Here is a 16,422-nt window from a genome sequence, read left to right on the forward strand (position 1 = left end):
GGTGCAGCCGCTTCTTCTTGTTTAAAGTACTATTAAATATTGCAGTACTTTACTCAAGATTCAGGGTCCCACCGGTATTTGGCTTCACGGACTTCCGCCACCTTAAGATCCAGGCCGTTCCAGGCTTCATAGGGGTTGGCGGAGATCAGCCTGGATAAGCGCAGGAAACGGTCCTTGGGCAGATCCTGTATGTATCTTCCGATCATTCCGGAGTAGAGCAGCGCGTAACGCTTCAGGCGTACAGCCGCTCCGGCGACACCGACCAGGATGGCCGCACCTTTATCCATTTCAAGAATCTGAGCTTCATAATTCTTCACATAGCGCAGCGTACGGTCTTTGATAAGGTCAGGGCGGACCTTGGCGATTTCGCCGATATATTCTGCGAGCAGTGGCTCGAAATCCTTCAGCAGCAGCTGTTCAAGCTCCAGGTACATATCTTTACGCAGCTGGAAACCGTGCAGAAGGGCAATACGCTGGCGGGCAATCCGGTCGCCGCGCAGCAGGATGGAAATTTCGCGCAGCTTCTCGTAGGCCAGCACATCATTCTCGCGCAGTACTGATACAGCCTCCTGACGGTTGATTTCCAGGCCCTCCTTGATGTTAATGATATTTCGTCCCAGCAGTTCATTGAGGGCATAAAGATTCTGGTTCTGCCTTACCTTCCGCTGCGTATAGAATAGAAGTCCGGCTAGAACGACTCCTCCGGCAGCGCACAGCACCATCTGCTGCAAGCTCTCGCCGAAATAGACCGAGACCAGGGTGAGCAGCAGGATGAGCAGCAGGCGGGTGTGCATTTTGCGTCCTGCGATGGAGGTGGCCTGCTTCTCCACCGGAGTCAGGGCGGCACGTCCGCATTTGCCGCAGCGCTCTTCGCCTAGTGCGGTATAACGGCCGCAATGGCGGCAGACGCGCAGGTTATCATGCGCATAACGCGGAGCCTTGAAAGGCCGGAAAGTTACGGGTTTCTTCTTATTCACGGGCAGGATCGCCTCCATTCAGTGCGGCGAGCAGCCTCTCGTCAATGTCGTCACGGGTAAGCGGCTTGCGCTGGCGTGAAGCATACAAGGAGATCTGAATTACGGCATATAGAAACGTAATCCCGAGAATGACGTATGAAATCATGGAACTCTTCCTTTCTTCTTGGAAGTACAGCGGTCTGGAGGGGCTGATAGAATGACGATTCTATGCACCCGGTTGCCGGTCCTGCGGTCCTAAAGTTGAAGTTTACAAGGTTTAATTATATCATAATGGCATACTATTTACAGATTTTAGCTATACCGTTACCCTGCCGCATAACCCGAATATAACACAAGAGGAGCCATCTTTATGCTTCGTACACATTTACACCTAAGAAGAACAAGTCCAACGATGCTGCAGCGTGTTGTGCCTTTACTGCTGCTGATTCTGTTCATGGCCGCTGCGCCCTTTGCGTCATTGCAGGCCAGCGCTGCAACATCTGCCGCGCCATCTCATATTGACGCCGTACTGCTGATTGATGTCAGCAACTCCATGAATAAGAGTGACAAGAACAAGATCGCGAACGAAGCGATGAAAATGTTTATAGATATGCTGTCTGCCCAAGGCGATAAGGTTGGTATCGTAGCCTACACCGATAAGGTGCAGCGGGAGAAGGCGCTGCTGCAAATCAGCTCTGCCAGCGACAAGCAGGACCTCAAGGATTTCATCGACGGTTTAAGCCGCGGGGCGTATACGGATATCGCCGTAGGGATGGAAGAGGCCGTCAAGGTGCTGGAGAACGGCAGTGACCCGGGTCATGAGCCAATGATCGTCATGCTGGCTGACGGCAACAATGATTTGGATGAATCAAGCGGCCGGACCCAGAGCCAGTCGGATCAGGAACTGGATGCTGCCATAGAAACAGCCAAGCAGAAAGGATACCCGGTTTATACTATAGGGCTCAATGCTGATGGCAAGCTGAATAAAGAAATTCTGGCAGGCCTGTCTGACAAGACAGGCGGCAAGGCATTCACAACGGATTCGGCCGATGATCTGCCGCAGATCCTAAGTGAAATTTTTGCCAGCCATTTGAAGCTGAAGGTCGTGCCTGTACAGTCGATTACGGCGAACGGAAGCTATCAGGAGGTTACGGTCAATGTTCCTAACAGCAGTGTGCTGGAAGCGAATATATCCATTATGTCCTCCCAGCCGGTTACCGCGAAGCTGACGGATCCTTCGGGGAAGTCTATAGCTATCCCGTCGGACGATGTCCTGCTGTCCAAATCGAGCAGCTATAGCCTGATCAAGCTGATCTCACCGGAGCAGGGGGACTGGAAGCTCCAGGTGAAGGGTGTGCCGAAGGATAAGATCGATATCAATCTCGTATTCAACTATGATCTGGAGCTTAAGATCGATGCGCTGCCTTCCGCCGCAACTTACAAGAAGGGCGATAAAGTTGAGATTTCCTCGCACCTGTTCAGCAATGGTGCTCAGGTAACGCTCAGTAATTTGTATCAAGATATGAAGGCGGTACTGCTCGCCACGGATCTGGATACAGGCGATGTGCAGGAGATTCCGCTGGATAACTCCGCAGCGGTCTTCAAAGGCACCTTTGAACTCAAGGACAGCCATGAGTATGAGCTGAAGGTCCGGGCGGAGGAGAGCAGCTTCTACCGTGAGAGTGACGTGCTCAAGATCAACGCCAAGACGGGGACGGTTGCTACAAGCCCACCGGCAGCGGGAACAAAGCCGGGTGGTGAAGAACCTGCTCTGGAGAAGTCTTCCTCAAAGACGCCATATTTTATCATTGGGGGCATCGTGCTGCTGCTCGCTGCGGCTGTTGCGTTCTGGCTGTTGCGCAAGAATTCGACCCGAGGTTTTGTAGGGCAGATGGTGGTGGAGGTACTCGACGGGAATACCGGAGAGAAGACCTATCCACAGTACAAGAAGCTTTCGGCGTTCCGGGGGAAATTCACCCTTCACCAATTGCTGCAGCTGGCACCAGAGCTGAAGGAGAGCGAGAAGCTCGTCTTCACACCGGGCAAGAATGACCGCCTGCTGCTGCGCGGCGGGGAAGGTATATCCGTGGAAAGATCGGGCCGTGTGGCCGATACCTCGCGCGGACTAGAATTGAAGAGCGGCGACCGTATTTCCGTGGCGCTGCAGACGGTAGATAAGACGATTTTGCTGGAGTATTTAATATAAGGCTGAGAAGTTAGTGGTATGGGGAGTTCCTGTAACTGGAATTTTTCAAATTGACTAGGGGGAAAACCTATGAAACCGGTAGTGAGAGAGCATATTCAGCAATTGGATGTATCGCTTGGCGGAGGGATCGTCAGCGACAAAATCAGAGTAGACACGATCGATAATCCGATCCTGATCATCGGCCTCGGCGGCACGGGCATTGATGCCCTGCTGCGCTTGAAATACCAGATCAACCGCCGCTTCAAGCTGCCGGAAGATCCGCTCTCCAAGAAGAAACGCGACAAGCCGGACAATGTGGAATTTTTGGCATTTGAGACCAATGAGCAGGACCGCGGTAAAAAATACAAAGGCATCGGCCTCGATCCGCAGAATGAATTTGTGCTGCTGGCCAATGCCGAGATCGGCGGACTGCTGCAGAACCGCAGTATTCTCGACCCGTATATTACAGAATGGCTGTCACCGGAGCTGAGCATTACCGACGGAATGAACGGAGCCGCAGGGGTACGCCAGGCTGGACGGCTGCTGCTGTTTACGAAGATCAACCAGGTTGTGGGCGCCATCGACAAGAAGATCAAGACGCTGTCCGTCGGCACCAGCAAGAAGCTGATGGTATTCCTGCTCACCGGTCTGTCCGGGGGAACAGGAAGCGGCTCGTTCCTTGATATTGCTTATATCGTGCGCGGGATTATTGAACGCGACTACGGCGCGGCCGGTGTTGACCGGGTGAACACACTGGGATATCTGTTCACGCCGGACGTGAACCTGGCAAACAAGAGCCTCAGCGAGCATACGCGCGAATATATCCGCAAGAACGGGTATGCGGCGCTCAAAGAGCTGGATTACTGGATGAATGTGGACAGCCGGGGTGAACGGTTCCGCCAGCAATACGGCAATATACTGACGGTTAATTCGCCGCTGCCTCCGTTCAATCTGTGCCATCTGATCTCGGCGACCAATACCGAAGGCAAGCTGCTGGAGAACGCCTATGATTATTGCATGAATGTAACTGCGGAGAATATCACGAACTTTATGGCCAGCGAGGAAAAGCAGTCGGGTGAGGAATTTGCGATCCACGACTATATCAGCAACATCCGCACGAACATTGCGCAGATGAACAAGACCTATCCGGCCAACTATGAATACAACATTATCGGAGCCTCTTCCGCCGTTCTGCCGATTGAGGAAATGACCACCTATCTGGCTTTCCGCCTGTTCGACAAGATGGACAAGATGTTCCAGCAGGCACCGGGGCAGGAGGATGTGGAGAAGCTGGCACGCAAGCTGGGCATCGACCTCGACACCATGATCAAAACCTTTGAATCCCGCGTGCCGGAGCCGCTGCCCGGCTACCAGAACAGTGAACGTCTGGGCCATGCCAATGTGATCAAGAACCAGGTGGTCGACATGGATACGGAGCTGGAGCAGAACTTCCTGTCCCGGGCGCGTGAAGAATATATCAAGGCCAAGAAGCAGTTGCCGGGCGAAATCACCGGACGTTTCGGTGAGGAGCTGGAGCGTATCTTCCTTCATCCTGAGCAGGGACCGTTTTATGTCTCTCGCCTGCTTTATACCGAGAAGGGCTTTTGTATTCTGAAGCTGATCCAGTCCTATATCGAAGCGCTGCGCGAGAGCCTGCTGAGACTTCCGCGCGATATCGAGACGGCGCAGGAGAGTGCGGAAGAGAAGCTGGGAGATGCGCGGAGCGCTTTTGTCTCCAAGGAAAAGAAGAAAAACGCCTATATCGAAGCCAAAATCAACGAGTACTGGCTGCATGCTGATGTGGAGCGCACGGAGCAGATGATCGAATTCTACGAGGACCTGTTTGAGCTTCTGAATGAAGAAAACAACCGGATTTATGGTGTGTTTACGGAGATTCTCAGTGCGCTCAGCACGATCTTTGAGAAGAACGGCGATATTTTGATTAACGGTGAAGAGCAGGCCGACCATAAAGGCAACAAAACCTACTACTGGAATATCGTCAATGTGCCGGATATTTCGGCGACGATCTCGAAGGTAATGGACCAGAAGGACGGTGATGACCTGATCCGTGACTTCACGCGGGAAATGCTGAAGCATTCCGGCCGCTGGGTCAAAGAACAGGAGATCGACATTGTGCGTTCCATCTCCGAATTCCTGAGCGATAAGTTCGGCGATCTCATTACCCGTTCGATGGAGGATTTCCTGGTCATGAAATACGGCCGCGAGGAGCCGCTGGATAAGTTCGTGGAGCGGATTATCGCCGGACGCCTGGATGAGGACGCCGTGCCGATTTTCCATCTCAGCAACAGCTCCGGCAGCCTGCACTTCCCGTCGTGGGGATTCGTATCTGTGCCGGTTAAGGCACCGGGCATCCTGAAGGGGATCCGCAATTATCAGAATAATGCGCTGGGCAAATCGCAGTTTACGATCAAGGAAAGCCAGGTGAAGAACCGGATTTTCTGGCTGAATACGCGCAATGGGGTACCGCTGTTTGTGTATACGCCGCTGCGGGTGTTCGAGGAGAACTATGAGCGGACCATCCTCGACAAGGAAGGCATCGGCCGCCATCTGGTGATGACTGACAAGAACAACTGGACCTACCTGCCGTCCCCGATTCCGGAAAAATCATGGGGCGATACCTACGTCAACGCCCGTGTGCGTGATTACAACGCCAGAGTTCGCGCCGATTTCGCGAAAGCACTGGAGAGCGGGGTTATTATCGAAAAAGGGCTGGATGAAAATACGAGCAGCCGGTTCTCGGTCGTGTTCACCAAGCCGTTCGACTTGGCTAAATTCCTGAGCGGCTATGATCTGCAGCTTGACTCCTCGCGTCCGAATCTTGGTGAAGTGAAGAAGGCAACCGACGAGCTGAAGGCGCTGCGCCAGAATGGGCTGGAGCGCGAAGGGATCAAGGATATCTTTGGCAGCATTAATAAGGAACTGGCCCAGGAGAATCTGATCCGTTCCCCGCAGCTGATTACCCGTGTGCGTGAAGAGCTGGCGAAGTACGAGGCGCTGACCGCGAAGGCGGCTGAGCTTGAGGCACTGCTGCATCAATATATCGACGAAGACAAATGGCTGGATCAGTTCATCGAAGCCTTGTACACCGATACGATCACCAAAAAAGGCGCGCTTTACGTCTATGACCGTGACGAGGACGAAGATGCCTGGGAACCCTTTGCCAACTTAATGAAGGAACGCAGCTATGTGGAGTATGCGGTATACCGCCATTTCCGCTCGCTGGATGAGAAGAGCCGCAGTCTGCTGCTGCGCAAGGCGGCCCGCCGCGCCGGTGAAATGACCGCTGCGGAGGATGTCACCCCGCTGCTCTACAAGCTGGAAGGCATGTATGTCTCCTTCCTGGAGGCGCGTGACAGTCTGGAATATGAGCGGGTGGAGCATGCGGACGGCGATGAAATGTACAGCTTCTACAAGAGCCTGACCGGCAAGCTTGGCAGCATCCGCAGAAAGCTGAAGTAAGCCTATGATTAAAGCACAAGCATTAAGTTATGCCCAGCAATATGCGGCACAGGAAGAGGCGCAGCGCAGCAAAGGGGATGGACGCAGCAGCATCCATTACCCGGCCTTGTTTCTGTTCCTGGGCGACAAGGTATCACCGGCCATTGGACCGGTGCTGGACAGCTGCGAACGGAAATGGGATAATGCCGGCGGCGTGATGGCACTGCATGCAGCGCCTGCAGGCGGCAAGGAACAGGGCCACAGTCAGGTGCAGGGCGGTGAAGGCGGAAGGGAGCGGGTGATGAGCATGGCCCTGCCGGAAACGGCGGGGCGCGATCCCCGCACGGTCCGCCATGACATCTACCGCGAATTTCACGAAGACAGCCGTTATTTGGCTGGGATGAACCGGACCCTCCGGCAGCTCGGCAACAGCATAGCGGATTATGGGCGGCTGTATTCTTCCTTTGACGTCATCCATTTGTCCATCATTACGCGGGTCGATGACCCGCTTAATGTGCTGCTGCCGGAAGTTGCCCTGCTGGCCCGAGCAGTGCTCGGGCAGTCGTTCAAGTCGGTGCAGACCGACCTTTACGCCCTGATCAACGAGCGGGAGCAGGGGGAGAATTTCGGGTATTCCAGTTCGGTAGGGCTGGCTTTTCTGCGTGAGCTGGACGGGATGCAGCTTACGGACTATACGTTCAAAGCGCCGCTGCTTGTAACCGAAGAAGGGCTGTCTATTCCGGTCGCCCATGGCCCCTCCGCCTTGTTCGATCTCGTCTATCTGCTCTCTGATAAGAACGAGCGGGGGATGATGTCCCCGCATGGCATGGACGATAATTATGAGATTATCGCCCATATCAGCCTGCTGAAGAACCGTGTGCGGCCTTCCACGGACCACGCAACTGGACATGGCGGCTATAACAATATGACCTTTAAGAGCGGCATCAGGGGCAGTACGGGAAGGCAGGGGTATGCATCCGCCGGCTTTTCCGCCGTTCGCAGACCCAATAAGCAGATTGCGCTGACGGTGCTGTACCACGCTTTCCGCTATCTTGCGGAAGAACTGCGCGGAGGCAGCGCTGCATGGAGTCTGCGTGAGCGGCAGTCGCTGCTTGGGCTAAACCCGGAGGCCTTGCGTGAACGTGCGGCGGCATTGCTGCCGGATGAAGCCGGAATTGCGGAAATGACCGGGCTGATGAGCCACGGACGACCGTCCTTCAGCGAACTGAAGCAGCTGTCGCTGCGCGAAGCGGAGGACCTGCTCTTCGGTGACGGCGGGCAGGCTTATTTCCGCCGCAACTTTGCGGAGGTATCCGCCGGACGCACAGCAGCCGTAAATCCTGCCCGTGAATGGGACGCTGTTCTGGCGGCCCAGGAGACGGCGGTTCCGCCAGTGACGTTCTATCAGCTGGCGGAGTGGACCGCCGGGCAGGGCGAAGCCGGCGGCAGTGTGCTGCATGCGCTGCGCCAGCATATGAACGGCCTGCGCTCAGCGTTATCCTCCGCACAGGAGGAGCTGGAGCGGCTCTACGCGGAAAGCGTGGAGCGCCAGCCGTTCCAGCGGGTGCCGCTGCTGGATAAACGGACGGTGCGCAATTTCATTCATTATTTATTTGAACGGGTCTATGGCGGAAAGTACGAGATTCTGCGTCTTGAGAGCGAGCTTGCGCTCTGCCTCCGATATGATGCCGCACTGGAACAGCTGCACCTGGAGAGCAAGGCTAAGGTGCAGACAATGGAGGCGCTGGAGGAAGAGCTGCGCAGTCTTGCACTGAATAGCATCGGCCGCAGCAACGAGACGGTGGACCGGAACATTATGGAGTATTACCGTACCGTCACGGAAGAGGTCATGAAGGACATGGAAGCGCGCCGTGGTGCCGGCATCTTCTTCAGCGAGCGCTTTATGGGCAGCCTCTCGGAACTGCTCAAGCAAGGCGGAGCGGCAGTCGCGGAACGGCTGATTGAGATCTGCCGGAGGGAACTGCTGGCGGCAGAGCCGTTCGCGCTGCCTTTTGAGGAAGAGCTGCTGCGGCGGGCCAACGTCGCGGCCGCTTATGAGAACCGCGAGATCGTGTCCAAGGAGGAGCTGTTCAAGCGGCTGTACCGGAGCCTGGAAGAGGAGGCGAACATCAATGTCCGCCTGTTCGAATACACGCAGGAGCACCGGCATGAGGAGAAATATTTCTTCGGCGACAGTGGATCCGAGTTCCTGCGCTACGCCTTCGGTGCAGACGAGACGACCCGCATCTACCGGCTCGGCTTTGTGCATGAGCAACGCCGGAGCGGAGTCGAGAAGCTGAACCTGATGGGCGGTTTCCATCTGGAGGACCTGCTCTATTACCGCAACGGCAAGGTCTACTATGAGACCTACGCCACAAGCGGCTACCGGCTCCACGGCGTTGAAGCTGAGCAGCTCCCGGAGTTGCGCTAAGGTACAGGCACAGGCACAGAATGGACGGCTGTGTGTGCTTCTCTTCTCGGATGAGCGAGTGTTTCTATTGTAAAAAGTGCAGCAGAATCGCTTGTGTCATCCCCTTACTGTATCAATCCAAGAAGAGACCGTTAGGAGTATGCTCCAGAGTATACTTTTTTTAAAAAGATAAGAATTTATATGCTTCACGCTATAAATTATCCTTCTATTTCTCGCTGAAACGGATACCGTCCTTTTGAGGACAGCGAAGCCATTTCCACTTGCTAATACTGTAATTTCATAGCCAGGCTCATTGAGTATCATTACAATAAACAAAGGGAGTTCCTTCGCCGCCGTTTTTGCCATGGATTAGAATGCCAACAGCATGACCGGCTGGCTGCTCCGGTAATTATAAATATCAAATTTTAGTTGTTCCCGGAAAGGATGAATAACGATGCAGCGAAAAATCAATCTGCTCCTGTTCTTCTTCAGCCTGCTGGGCGGTGGAGTGGCCTTTGTTCTCGGTGAGCTGCTGCTTAGCCGCAGGCCCTATGACCTGCCGTCGATTGTGCTTGTCGGAATCTATTTTGCCATTGTGGCACTTGGGGTTGGGCTTGGCTGTCTGATTGCGGAGATGATCTCTCCAAGGCTGAACGGCTTGTCCTGGAAGCAGCGTTATCTGGGCTTGTCCTGGAAGCTGCTCCCGCTGACGCTCGTTCTGATGCTTGGAGTAGGCGTTTTAACAGAGTTTGTGTACGAGCTGAACTTTGGCGGAATCAAGCCGATCAAAAATGTCGTAATGGTCATTGATGACTCCGGCAGTATGATGCAGAGTGATCCTGACAACAGCCGCTATGCGGCTGCGGATGCGCTGGTGCGGCAAATGGACGAAGATAATCAGGTGGCTGTAGTAACTTTCAGCGACGAGTCTTCGGTTGTTCAGCCGTTGATTTCACTCTCCAGTTCGGCGAACCGCGAGAAAGTATCGGCTGTAATCAGCAGTTTGCAGACGACGGAGGGCGGGACGAATATCAGCGGTGCACTCACAGAAGCTATGAACGTTATTAACAGTGACGACAAAGCCAGCCGCGGAGCAATGGTAATCCTGCTGTCCGACGGGTTCAGTCAGTTCAATACCGCTACGGAACTCAACGAGTACGTGGAGCGCGGCATCGCGGTTAATACTATTGGACTGGCGCTGGACGATACATCAGGCTCCAATTTGCTGCTAGACATCGCTTCCGTCACCGGCGGGCAATACTATGATGTTACAGATGCGAACCGGCTGGGTGATGTGTTCCAGCAAATTTATGACCGCTTGGGAGACCGGACCTTGCTCACTGAGCGCAGTGATGCGACCGCCGACAGTCCGTATTATGCAGTAGTTCGTATTTTGGCGCTTATGCTGATCGGCATAACTCTGGGCGTTGGCCTTGGTATTGTGTTCGATAACCGCCACCTCGCTAAAAGCTTCGGAGTAGGCGGCGCAGTGTCCGGTCTATTCGCCGGACTGATCCTTGAATTCGGCCTCAGCGGGCATTCTTACTGGGATGCAATCATCCGTCTGATCGCCCTGCTTGTTCTGGCTGCGATTCTCTCCTTGTTCACCTTTGTTGTGCCGGTTGGGGAGGGACGATTATCCCGCAGAGGTGAAAGAAATGCTGCAGCCTCAGCACCGTCATCGGAGGGCTTCCACTCACCGCGCAGAAACAGGGGCAGCAAGGGATTCTAAAAGTATGGACAGCAGATAGTGAACATGCAAAACGATAGGGATAGTGAAAGGAGTTTACAGTCATGAGGTACGCCGAGGCTCATTCCTCCACGCCGGTTATTGCGGATGTGGTCTCCCGGGTGGAGGACCGGTTCTGTACGCTGCGATGGCGCTGGCCGGATGGCGTGCAGGCGGTCTGTATTCACAAGGCGTCTACAGAAGCGCCGGATAGCGGAGAGCTTCCGCCCTCCGGCATGAAGCTGTATACGCGCGAGGAGTACAAAGCGAATAATGGATACCGCGACAGGCTGGATGATATCGGCCAGGTGGTCTATACCATATTTGTCCGGCTCACCGAGAACGGAGAGACCCTGCTGGTGCGCCAGCCGGATGGCGAGAACCGTGCCTTGGTCAGTGCAGGCAAGGCGCGGATTTATTATTCCATCCAGCAGAAAAAAGCACTGTTCGGCAAGCTGAAAACAGTACATATGACGATTTCCGCCGAAGTGCCGGTGCCGAAGGATGTACTGTGCTATGTCAAGAAACGGGGCGGGCATCCGGCTTCTAAAGAGGACGGCATCCTTTTTCCGTTTGTGCAGGATTTCCCCGCCGGGAGAAGCGTCCTTCCGCCGATTGAAATCGGCAAGGAGGATTTTGTACGCATCTTTTTCACGGATGGCCGTAAGTACGGATTGTATTATGAGCTGGTGCCGGAGTAATCCGGTGTTGAGCTTGTAATTATGAGTCCGCAGCTTGCTTGGATCGTAAGTATCTTGAGGTGTAAGCTTCGTACGTCTGTGGTGCGTGCGTTTGCGGGAATGTTAGTAAGTTTGAATGGCCTGCTTTTGGAGTCTGAAGTGGCTGTAATTGCATTTCGTGCAACTAAAACGATCGATTTCTTCTACTAAGCAGGTTTAATTGTATTTTGTACATCTATATTTCGGGAAAGCCGATAAAGTATGCCATTCTCTCTTCTATAATTGCACAAAGTGCAGGTAAAAGTTGAGCGGTGGGTCTGAGCGTTGATATAGCTGTACAAAGTGCAGTTATCATTAAGCTACATGCGGACGCAGAGCGAGGAAGAGAAGAGAAGAGTAAAGTAAAGCGAAACAGTTACAGTAGATTAGACTACAGCAGGTCATAGTAGATCAAATTGTTGGAACTTAGTTTTGTAGGCACTTACTAACAAGTTATGCAGACAGAACTTTTAGGAGGATGAGAGATGTCTTTTTTCAGCCGATTTAAGAAGAAAAATCAGCCGCAGGCGCGGCCGCTTTTTTATGATATTGTCTGTCCGTACTGCTTCACCAAGTTTTCGCCGGAGGACGTTGTTTTTCGGGCCATGCACAGCCGTGAGGATGATGAGAACTATGCGCTCGGCGAAGATGATGCACTGAATAAATACCGTGAGCGTTTCGGCCTCGATACTGTCGATGATATGGAGGCTGTGCTTAATCCGGCTGATATTCCCGAGGAATATCACCACTATACTGATCATGTGCTGACCGGTCTCACCGACCGCTATGGTGTGCTTACGCGCAGACGGCTGTGCCCGTCCTGCCATAATGAGCTCCCTGTGACCGCAGGCAAGGTTCCGAGCAACATTATCTCGATCATCGGCGCTTCCCAGGTCGGGAAGTCGGTGTACATGACCTCGCTGATCCATACGCTGCAGCATACGACGGCTGGGCATTTCGACGCGGCCTGCATGCCATTGAATGCTGAAATCAGCCGCAAGTTCCGCACCCTGTACGAAGAACCGCTGTTTGAGCGCGGTGATTTGCTGGCCTCAACACAGAAGGAGAAGATGCAGGAGCCGTTTATTTTTCAATTTGTGTTCAAGGATGAAGAGAAGCCGCCGCTGACACTGGTGTTCTTCGATGTTGCCGGTGAAGGCATGGTCGATCAGGATTACCTTGGGCTGCACGGCCAGCATATCAAGAACTCCGCGGGAATCCTGTTCATGGTCGATCCGCTGCAGATCCGCTCTATCCGGGAGAAGATCAAGATTAATTACGGCGACCGTCCCGGGGAATGGGTCTCGCAGTATGATGAGCCGCGTGATGTGGTGCTGACGATGTTCGGCGATTTCATCGCCTACCAGGAGAAGAGCAAGACCGATATCCCGACGGCCGTCGTGCTTGCCAAAAGCGACATGCTGCATTCGCTGAAGGATGAAGATGGCGACTACATCAAGTCCAACAGCAATGTATTCAACAACTATGTGCACCGCAACACGCTGAACCTGGATGAATTCCAGAACATCGACGGTGAAATCCGCCGCTTTATCGGCAAGGTAGACCGTCCGTTCAAAGATACGATGGATGTGTATTTTGCCAATACGGGGTATTTTGCCGTCTCCGCGCTGGGCAGCAATCCGGTCAACCAAAAGATAGAGGGTGTCGTCAGCCCGATCCGTGTGGACGAGCCTTTTATCTGGTTGCTGCATAAGCTGAACTATATTGAGGGGAGCGACGGGCCGTGAACAGATTCTCAGGGTCCAGGATCACCCAGCAAATGTATACCCGCGAGCGGCGGGGCGTATACCGGGCAACCGAAGGATTCGATACTGTAGCGAAGTCGGAGAGCCTGGACAATAATTTTGTCAAAAAAATCATTCATCCTTTCTGCCTTTATGATGCCCCGGCTGAGCTGGCGGCGCGCGGCGAAAAAAATGAGGAGCTGTATCCGCCCGCGCTGCATTTATTCCATACGGAAACAAACGACACGGTGATCGGGCAAAGCCGCTATCAGGCGACTGATTTTACCGGGCAGCGGAGTGCTTTTTTTGCCCATAACTTTGTAGTGCCTCCAACACGCGCCGAGGAAATTATTCAGGGCTATGGGGATTGGCTGCATGCCGATTTTGCCGGGAGTTATGAAGGAGAGCTTGGAGGAACCTTGCCGGAGCTGGCCGATATTCCGGCCCTACAGCGTGAAGGACAGGCTGATCCGCTAACGGTGCTGCGCAGTCTCGGGTTCAGCGAAGCATTGTTCAAGGCGCTGCTGCAGGCGGTCATGATCTCTGTGGCAAGCAAGAAAAAAAGTTATGTTGCCCTCGATGTTCCCATCGCAGAGCTGTCGCAGCGGGCGATGGAGCTTACGGAGATTATTTACGGGGCTTTGCCGTATGATTTCCGCCGCAGGCTAGGGGTACTCACCTATGCAAACGAGCCAAAAAGCCGCAAATATATCGATCTTACCTTTGTAGAAAAAGGCTCGCTCCGCCCCGGAGACCGCAGTATCGAGAAGGATTTCATCTTTGATCTGGCTTCAGGCCGGACCCTGAATGCCGATTTCGGCGACTCGCAGCAGCCTTATGCCGATCTGGTATGGAAAATGCTGAAGAACAAGGGCAGTTTAGATGACTTTGCCCGGTTTGCCGATTCGCTGCTGCTCGGTGAGCACGTGGACCGCAAGCTGCAGTTGGCGCTCTATAATGAGCTGGCGGTTTTTTATGAGATTGAGCAGGGCAATGAAAGCTTGTACACGGAGAACAAAAATGCTGTGCTCAGCGGCCTGCTGTCCTACCTCAAGCCAGAGGGGGCGCTGGAGTCCCGGGTACGGCTGAACGATATGTTCCTGGAGCGCTTCGACCGTGAGTATGACCTGATCCGCCAAAAGGGGATTCCACAGCCGGAGATTATGGAGCGTTTTATGGAGTATTTTGTGCTGAAGGGCCATAATTACCGGGTCAAAGTGGTCGAGTATTTCATCAACGGCATGCTGAATGCCCGGTCTGCGAGCCGGGAGGATACATTGGCTGCGGCTTACACTATCATTGAGAGCAATGACGAGCTGAGTGCAGCCTTTTTCAAAAGAGTGCTGGCCCAGCCTATTTTCCGCAAGGCACTGCTGGAACCGTATATGGAATCCCGGCTGGCTGCTGCAGCCCAATCGTCTGACATTTTACGGTTTGTCGCCCACTGGGGCCGGTTTCTTCCGGAGGCGCTGCAGCAGTCGTTTGTCCGTGATACAATCAGCGATTATTTGCTGGAGAAGCTGCAGCGTGACAAAGATCCGGTTTCGGCGGTGGCCTCGATTCACGACTCTGTAGAGAAGGCGGAAAAAGAGCGCCGCAGAGGCAGCGGGTTCAACCCTGAGGCGCTTTCGCTGCTGAAGGAGCTGATGGCGGCAGCGGACCGCTTCCTGCTGAACCGTGTATCGCTCAGTGAGCTGACACAGGAGCAGCTGCTGGAGATTTCGTTCCTGCGCTACCGGGATACGGCGGACTGGCAGCCGCCGCTTGATTCCATCAGCAGGCAAAAATCCAATGCGCTGCGCGCTGCCTACCGCTGGTTCGGGGAGGAGAATCCGGATGAGGAACTTTTTGCCGGATTGTCACCAAAGGAGCTGGATGATGTACAGCTGCTCGGACGGCGCTGGCTGAAGGAATCGCGAAGTGTAGAGCCGTTCGAGCGCTTGCCGCTCGCTTTCTATCACAATAGTGACCGCGAGAGCGGCCCGCTGGATTATGACGCGCTGCTGGATCTCGTGAAGCGCAAAGCGGACGGCGACAAAGAAACGATATACCGTTTCTTGGCCTGGTCACAGAACAACCGGCTGTTCACGGTGTCGAAGAAGAAGCTGTACCCGGGCTACCGCCGGGCGATTCTAAAGTATTTCCTGAACAGCGACCGTGAAGCCTTCAAAAGCAGGGACTTCCGCAAAAGCTATGTCTCCGCTGCCGGGCCTGCTCTGCAAAATGTATATAACGAAGCCCGCTCCCAGCTGGCTTCGCCGCTGGCGCGGTGGGTTAGCCGCAGCCGATTTCAACTCCTGATCTCCGGCTCCATTCTGGGGATCGTACTGATTGGCGTCATTATCGCCATCAGCCTGCTGCGGCCGGACAGCCCGGACACGGCTCTGCCGGAGGGCAGCCCAGCACCGGACGGCGGCCAGCCGCCTGCTGCCGTGTATCTTAGCGGCAGCGGAGAAGGCACGGGCAGCAGGCTGGTGTTCACCTTTGCTGACGCTGAAGAATGCACCGCCTTTACTCCGGCGGAGATCAGTGTAGCAGCCTCCGGTGGGGATCCGGAGGTTTACAAGGTCACGGCGACGTCGAGCCGATGCCTCGCTCCGTCGCCGGATGCGGGAGCCGCCGGCTTGAACGGCGGCAGTGGAACGGCAACGCCGGATGCGTCAGCCGGAGCAGAAGCCGGCGCGACAGGGAACGCGGATGCCGGAACGGAAGTCGACGCGACGGGGACCGCGAACGCCGGAACAGAAGTCGGCGCGACAGGGAACGCGAACGCTGGAGCAGAAGCCGGCGCGACGGGTAACGCGAACGCCGGAACAGAAGTCGACGCGACGGGTAACGCGAACGCCGGAACAGAAGTCGGCGCGACAGGGAACGCGGACACCGGAACGGAAGCCGGTGCGTCCCCGGCTGTGTCATCCGCGCCTTCGCCGGGCGTGACCGGGGGGGCTTCGTACCAAGTCACTGTGGATCTGGAACCGGGGGCTAAGCTGGCCGAGGGCAACATGATCATCGCGGGCGATTACAAGCTGACTCTGCAGTCGGATCCAGCACTTACGGCAGCCCCTACACCGAGTGCCCAGCCTACTGCAACTGCGACTGCAACGCCTTCGGATGATGGCGGAGCAGCAACCGATGCTGCTGAGTAAAGCGATATAAATAGACAAAAATCCTGAACCGCATGTTTTGCCCGGAAAGAGCAGGGCAGATGCGCGTTCAGGA

General features: G+C 54.7%; 9 protein-coding genes. 7 read left to right on the forward strand and 2 right to left on the reverse strand.

The window, feature by feature from the left end; genetic code table 11:
• Positions 1–53 precede the first annotated feature (53 nt).
• Both ACAN56_RS15700 and ACAN56_RS15705 read right to left on the reverse strand, forming a co-directional pair.
• Complete coding sequence (locus tag ACAN56_RS15700) at positions 54–977, reverse strand: hypothetical protein (protein ID WP_379144004.1); 924 nt, start codon at positions 975–977, stop codon at positions 54–56.
• Complete coding sequence (locus tag ACAN56_RS15705) at positions 970–1,122, reverse strand: hypothetical protein (RefSeq protein WP_156130813.1); 153 nt, start codon at positions 1,120–1,122, stop codon at positions 970–972. The genes ACAN56_RS15700 and ACAN56_RS15705 overlap by 8 nt, the downstream gene beginning before the upstream one ends.
• A 246-nt stretch (positions 1,123–1,368) precedes the next feature.
• Between ACAN56_RS15705 and ACAN56_RS15710 the strand changes: the two genes are divergently transcribed.
• From ACAN56_RS15710 to ACAN56_RS15740, 7 genes are all read left to right on the forward strand, one after another.
• Positions 1,369–3,162, forward strand: coding sequence for a vWA domain-containing protein (locus tag ACAN56_RS15710; RefSeq protein WP_379144312.1), 1,794 nt, complete (start codon positions 1,369–1,371; stop codon positions 3,160–3,162).
• A 69-nt stretch (positions 3,163–3,231) separates the two neighbouring features.
• A complete protein-coding gene (locus ACAN56_RS15715) occupies positions 3,232–6,621 on the forward strand; it encodes a tubulin-like doman-containing protein (protein WP_038586367.1) in 3,390 nt (1,129 codons plus the stop codon).
• 4 nt (positions 6,622–6,625) lie between these two features.
• Positions 6,626–9,031, forward strand: a complete 2,406-nt coding sequence (locus ACAN56_RS15720; RefSeq protein ID WP_379144008.1) for a transcription initiation factor TFIID — start codon at positions 6,626–6,628, stop codon at positions 9,029–9,031.
• Positions 9,032–9,464: 433 nt separating this feature from the next.
• Complete coding sequence (locus ACAN56_RS15725) at positions 9,465–10,742, forward strand: VWA domain-containing protein (RefSeq protein ID WP_038586370.1); 1,278 nt, start codon at positions 9,465–9,467, stop codon at positions 10,740–10,742.
• A gap of 62 nt (positions 10,743–10,804) precedes the next feature.
• Positions 10,805–11,440 carry a hypothetical protein gene (locus ACAN56_RS15730; protein ID WP_038586373.1) on the forward strand — a complete coding sequence of 212 codons (636 nt, stop codon included), beginning with the start codon at positions 10,805–10,807 and terminating at the stop codon, positions 11,438–11,440.
• A 503-nt stretch (positions 11,441–11,943) separates the two neighbouring features.
• Entirely contained in the window at positions 11,944–13,206 is a 1,263-nt protein-coding gene (locus tag ACAN56_RS15735) for a hypothetical protein (protein ID WP_038586374.1), read from the forward strand.
• Positions 13,203–16,349 (forward strand): GAP1-N2 domain-containing protein, encoded by a 3,147-nt coding sequence (locus ACAN56_RS15740; protein WP_379144012.1) that lies wholly within the window; start codon positions 13,203–13,205, stop codon positions 16,347–16,349. The genes ACAN56_RS15735 and ACAN56_RS15740 overlap by 4 nt, the downstream gene beginning before the upstream one ends.
• The last annotated feature ends 73 nt before the right edge of the window (positions 16,350–16,422 follow it).

Origin of the sequence: Paenibacillus paludis, assembly GCF_042610515.1 — a bacterium.
GTDB lineage: Bacteria > Bacillota > Bacilli > Paenibacillales > Paenibacillaceae > Paenibacillus_AQ.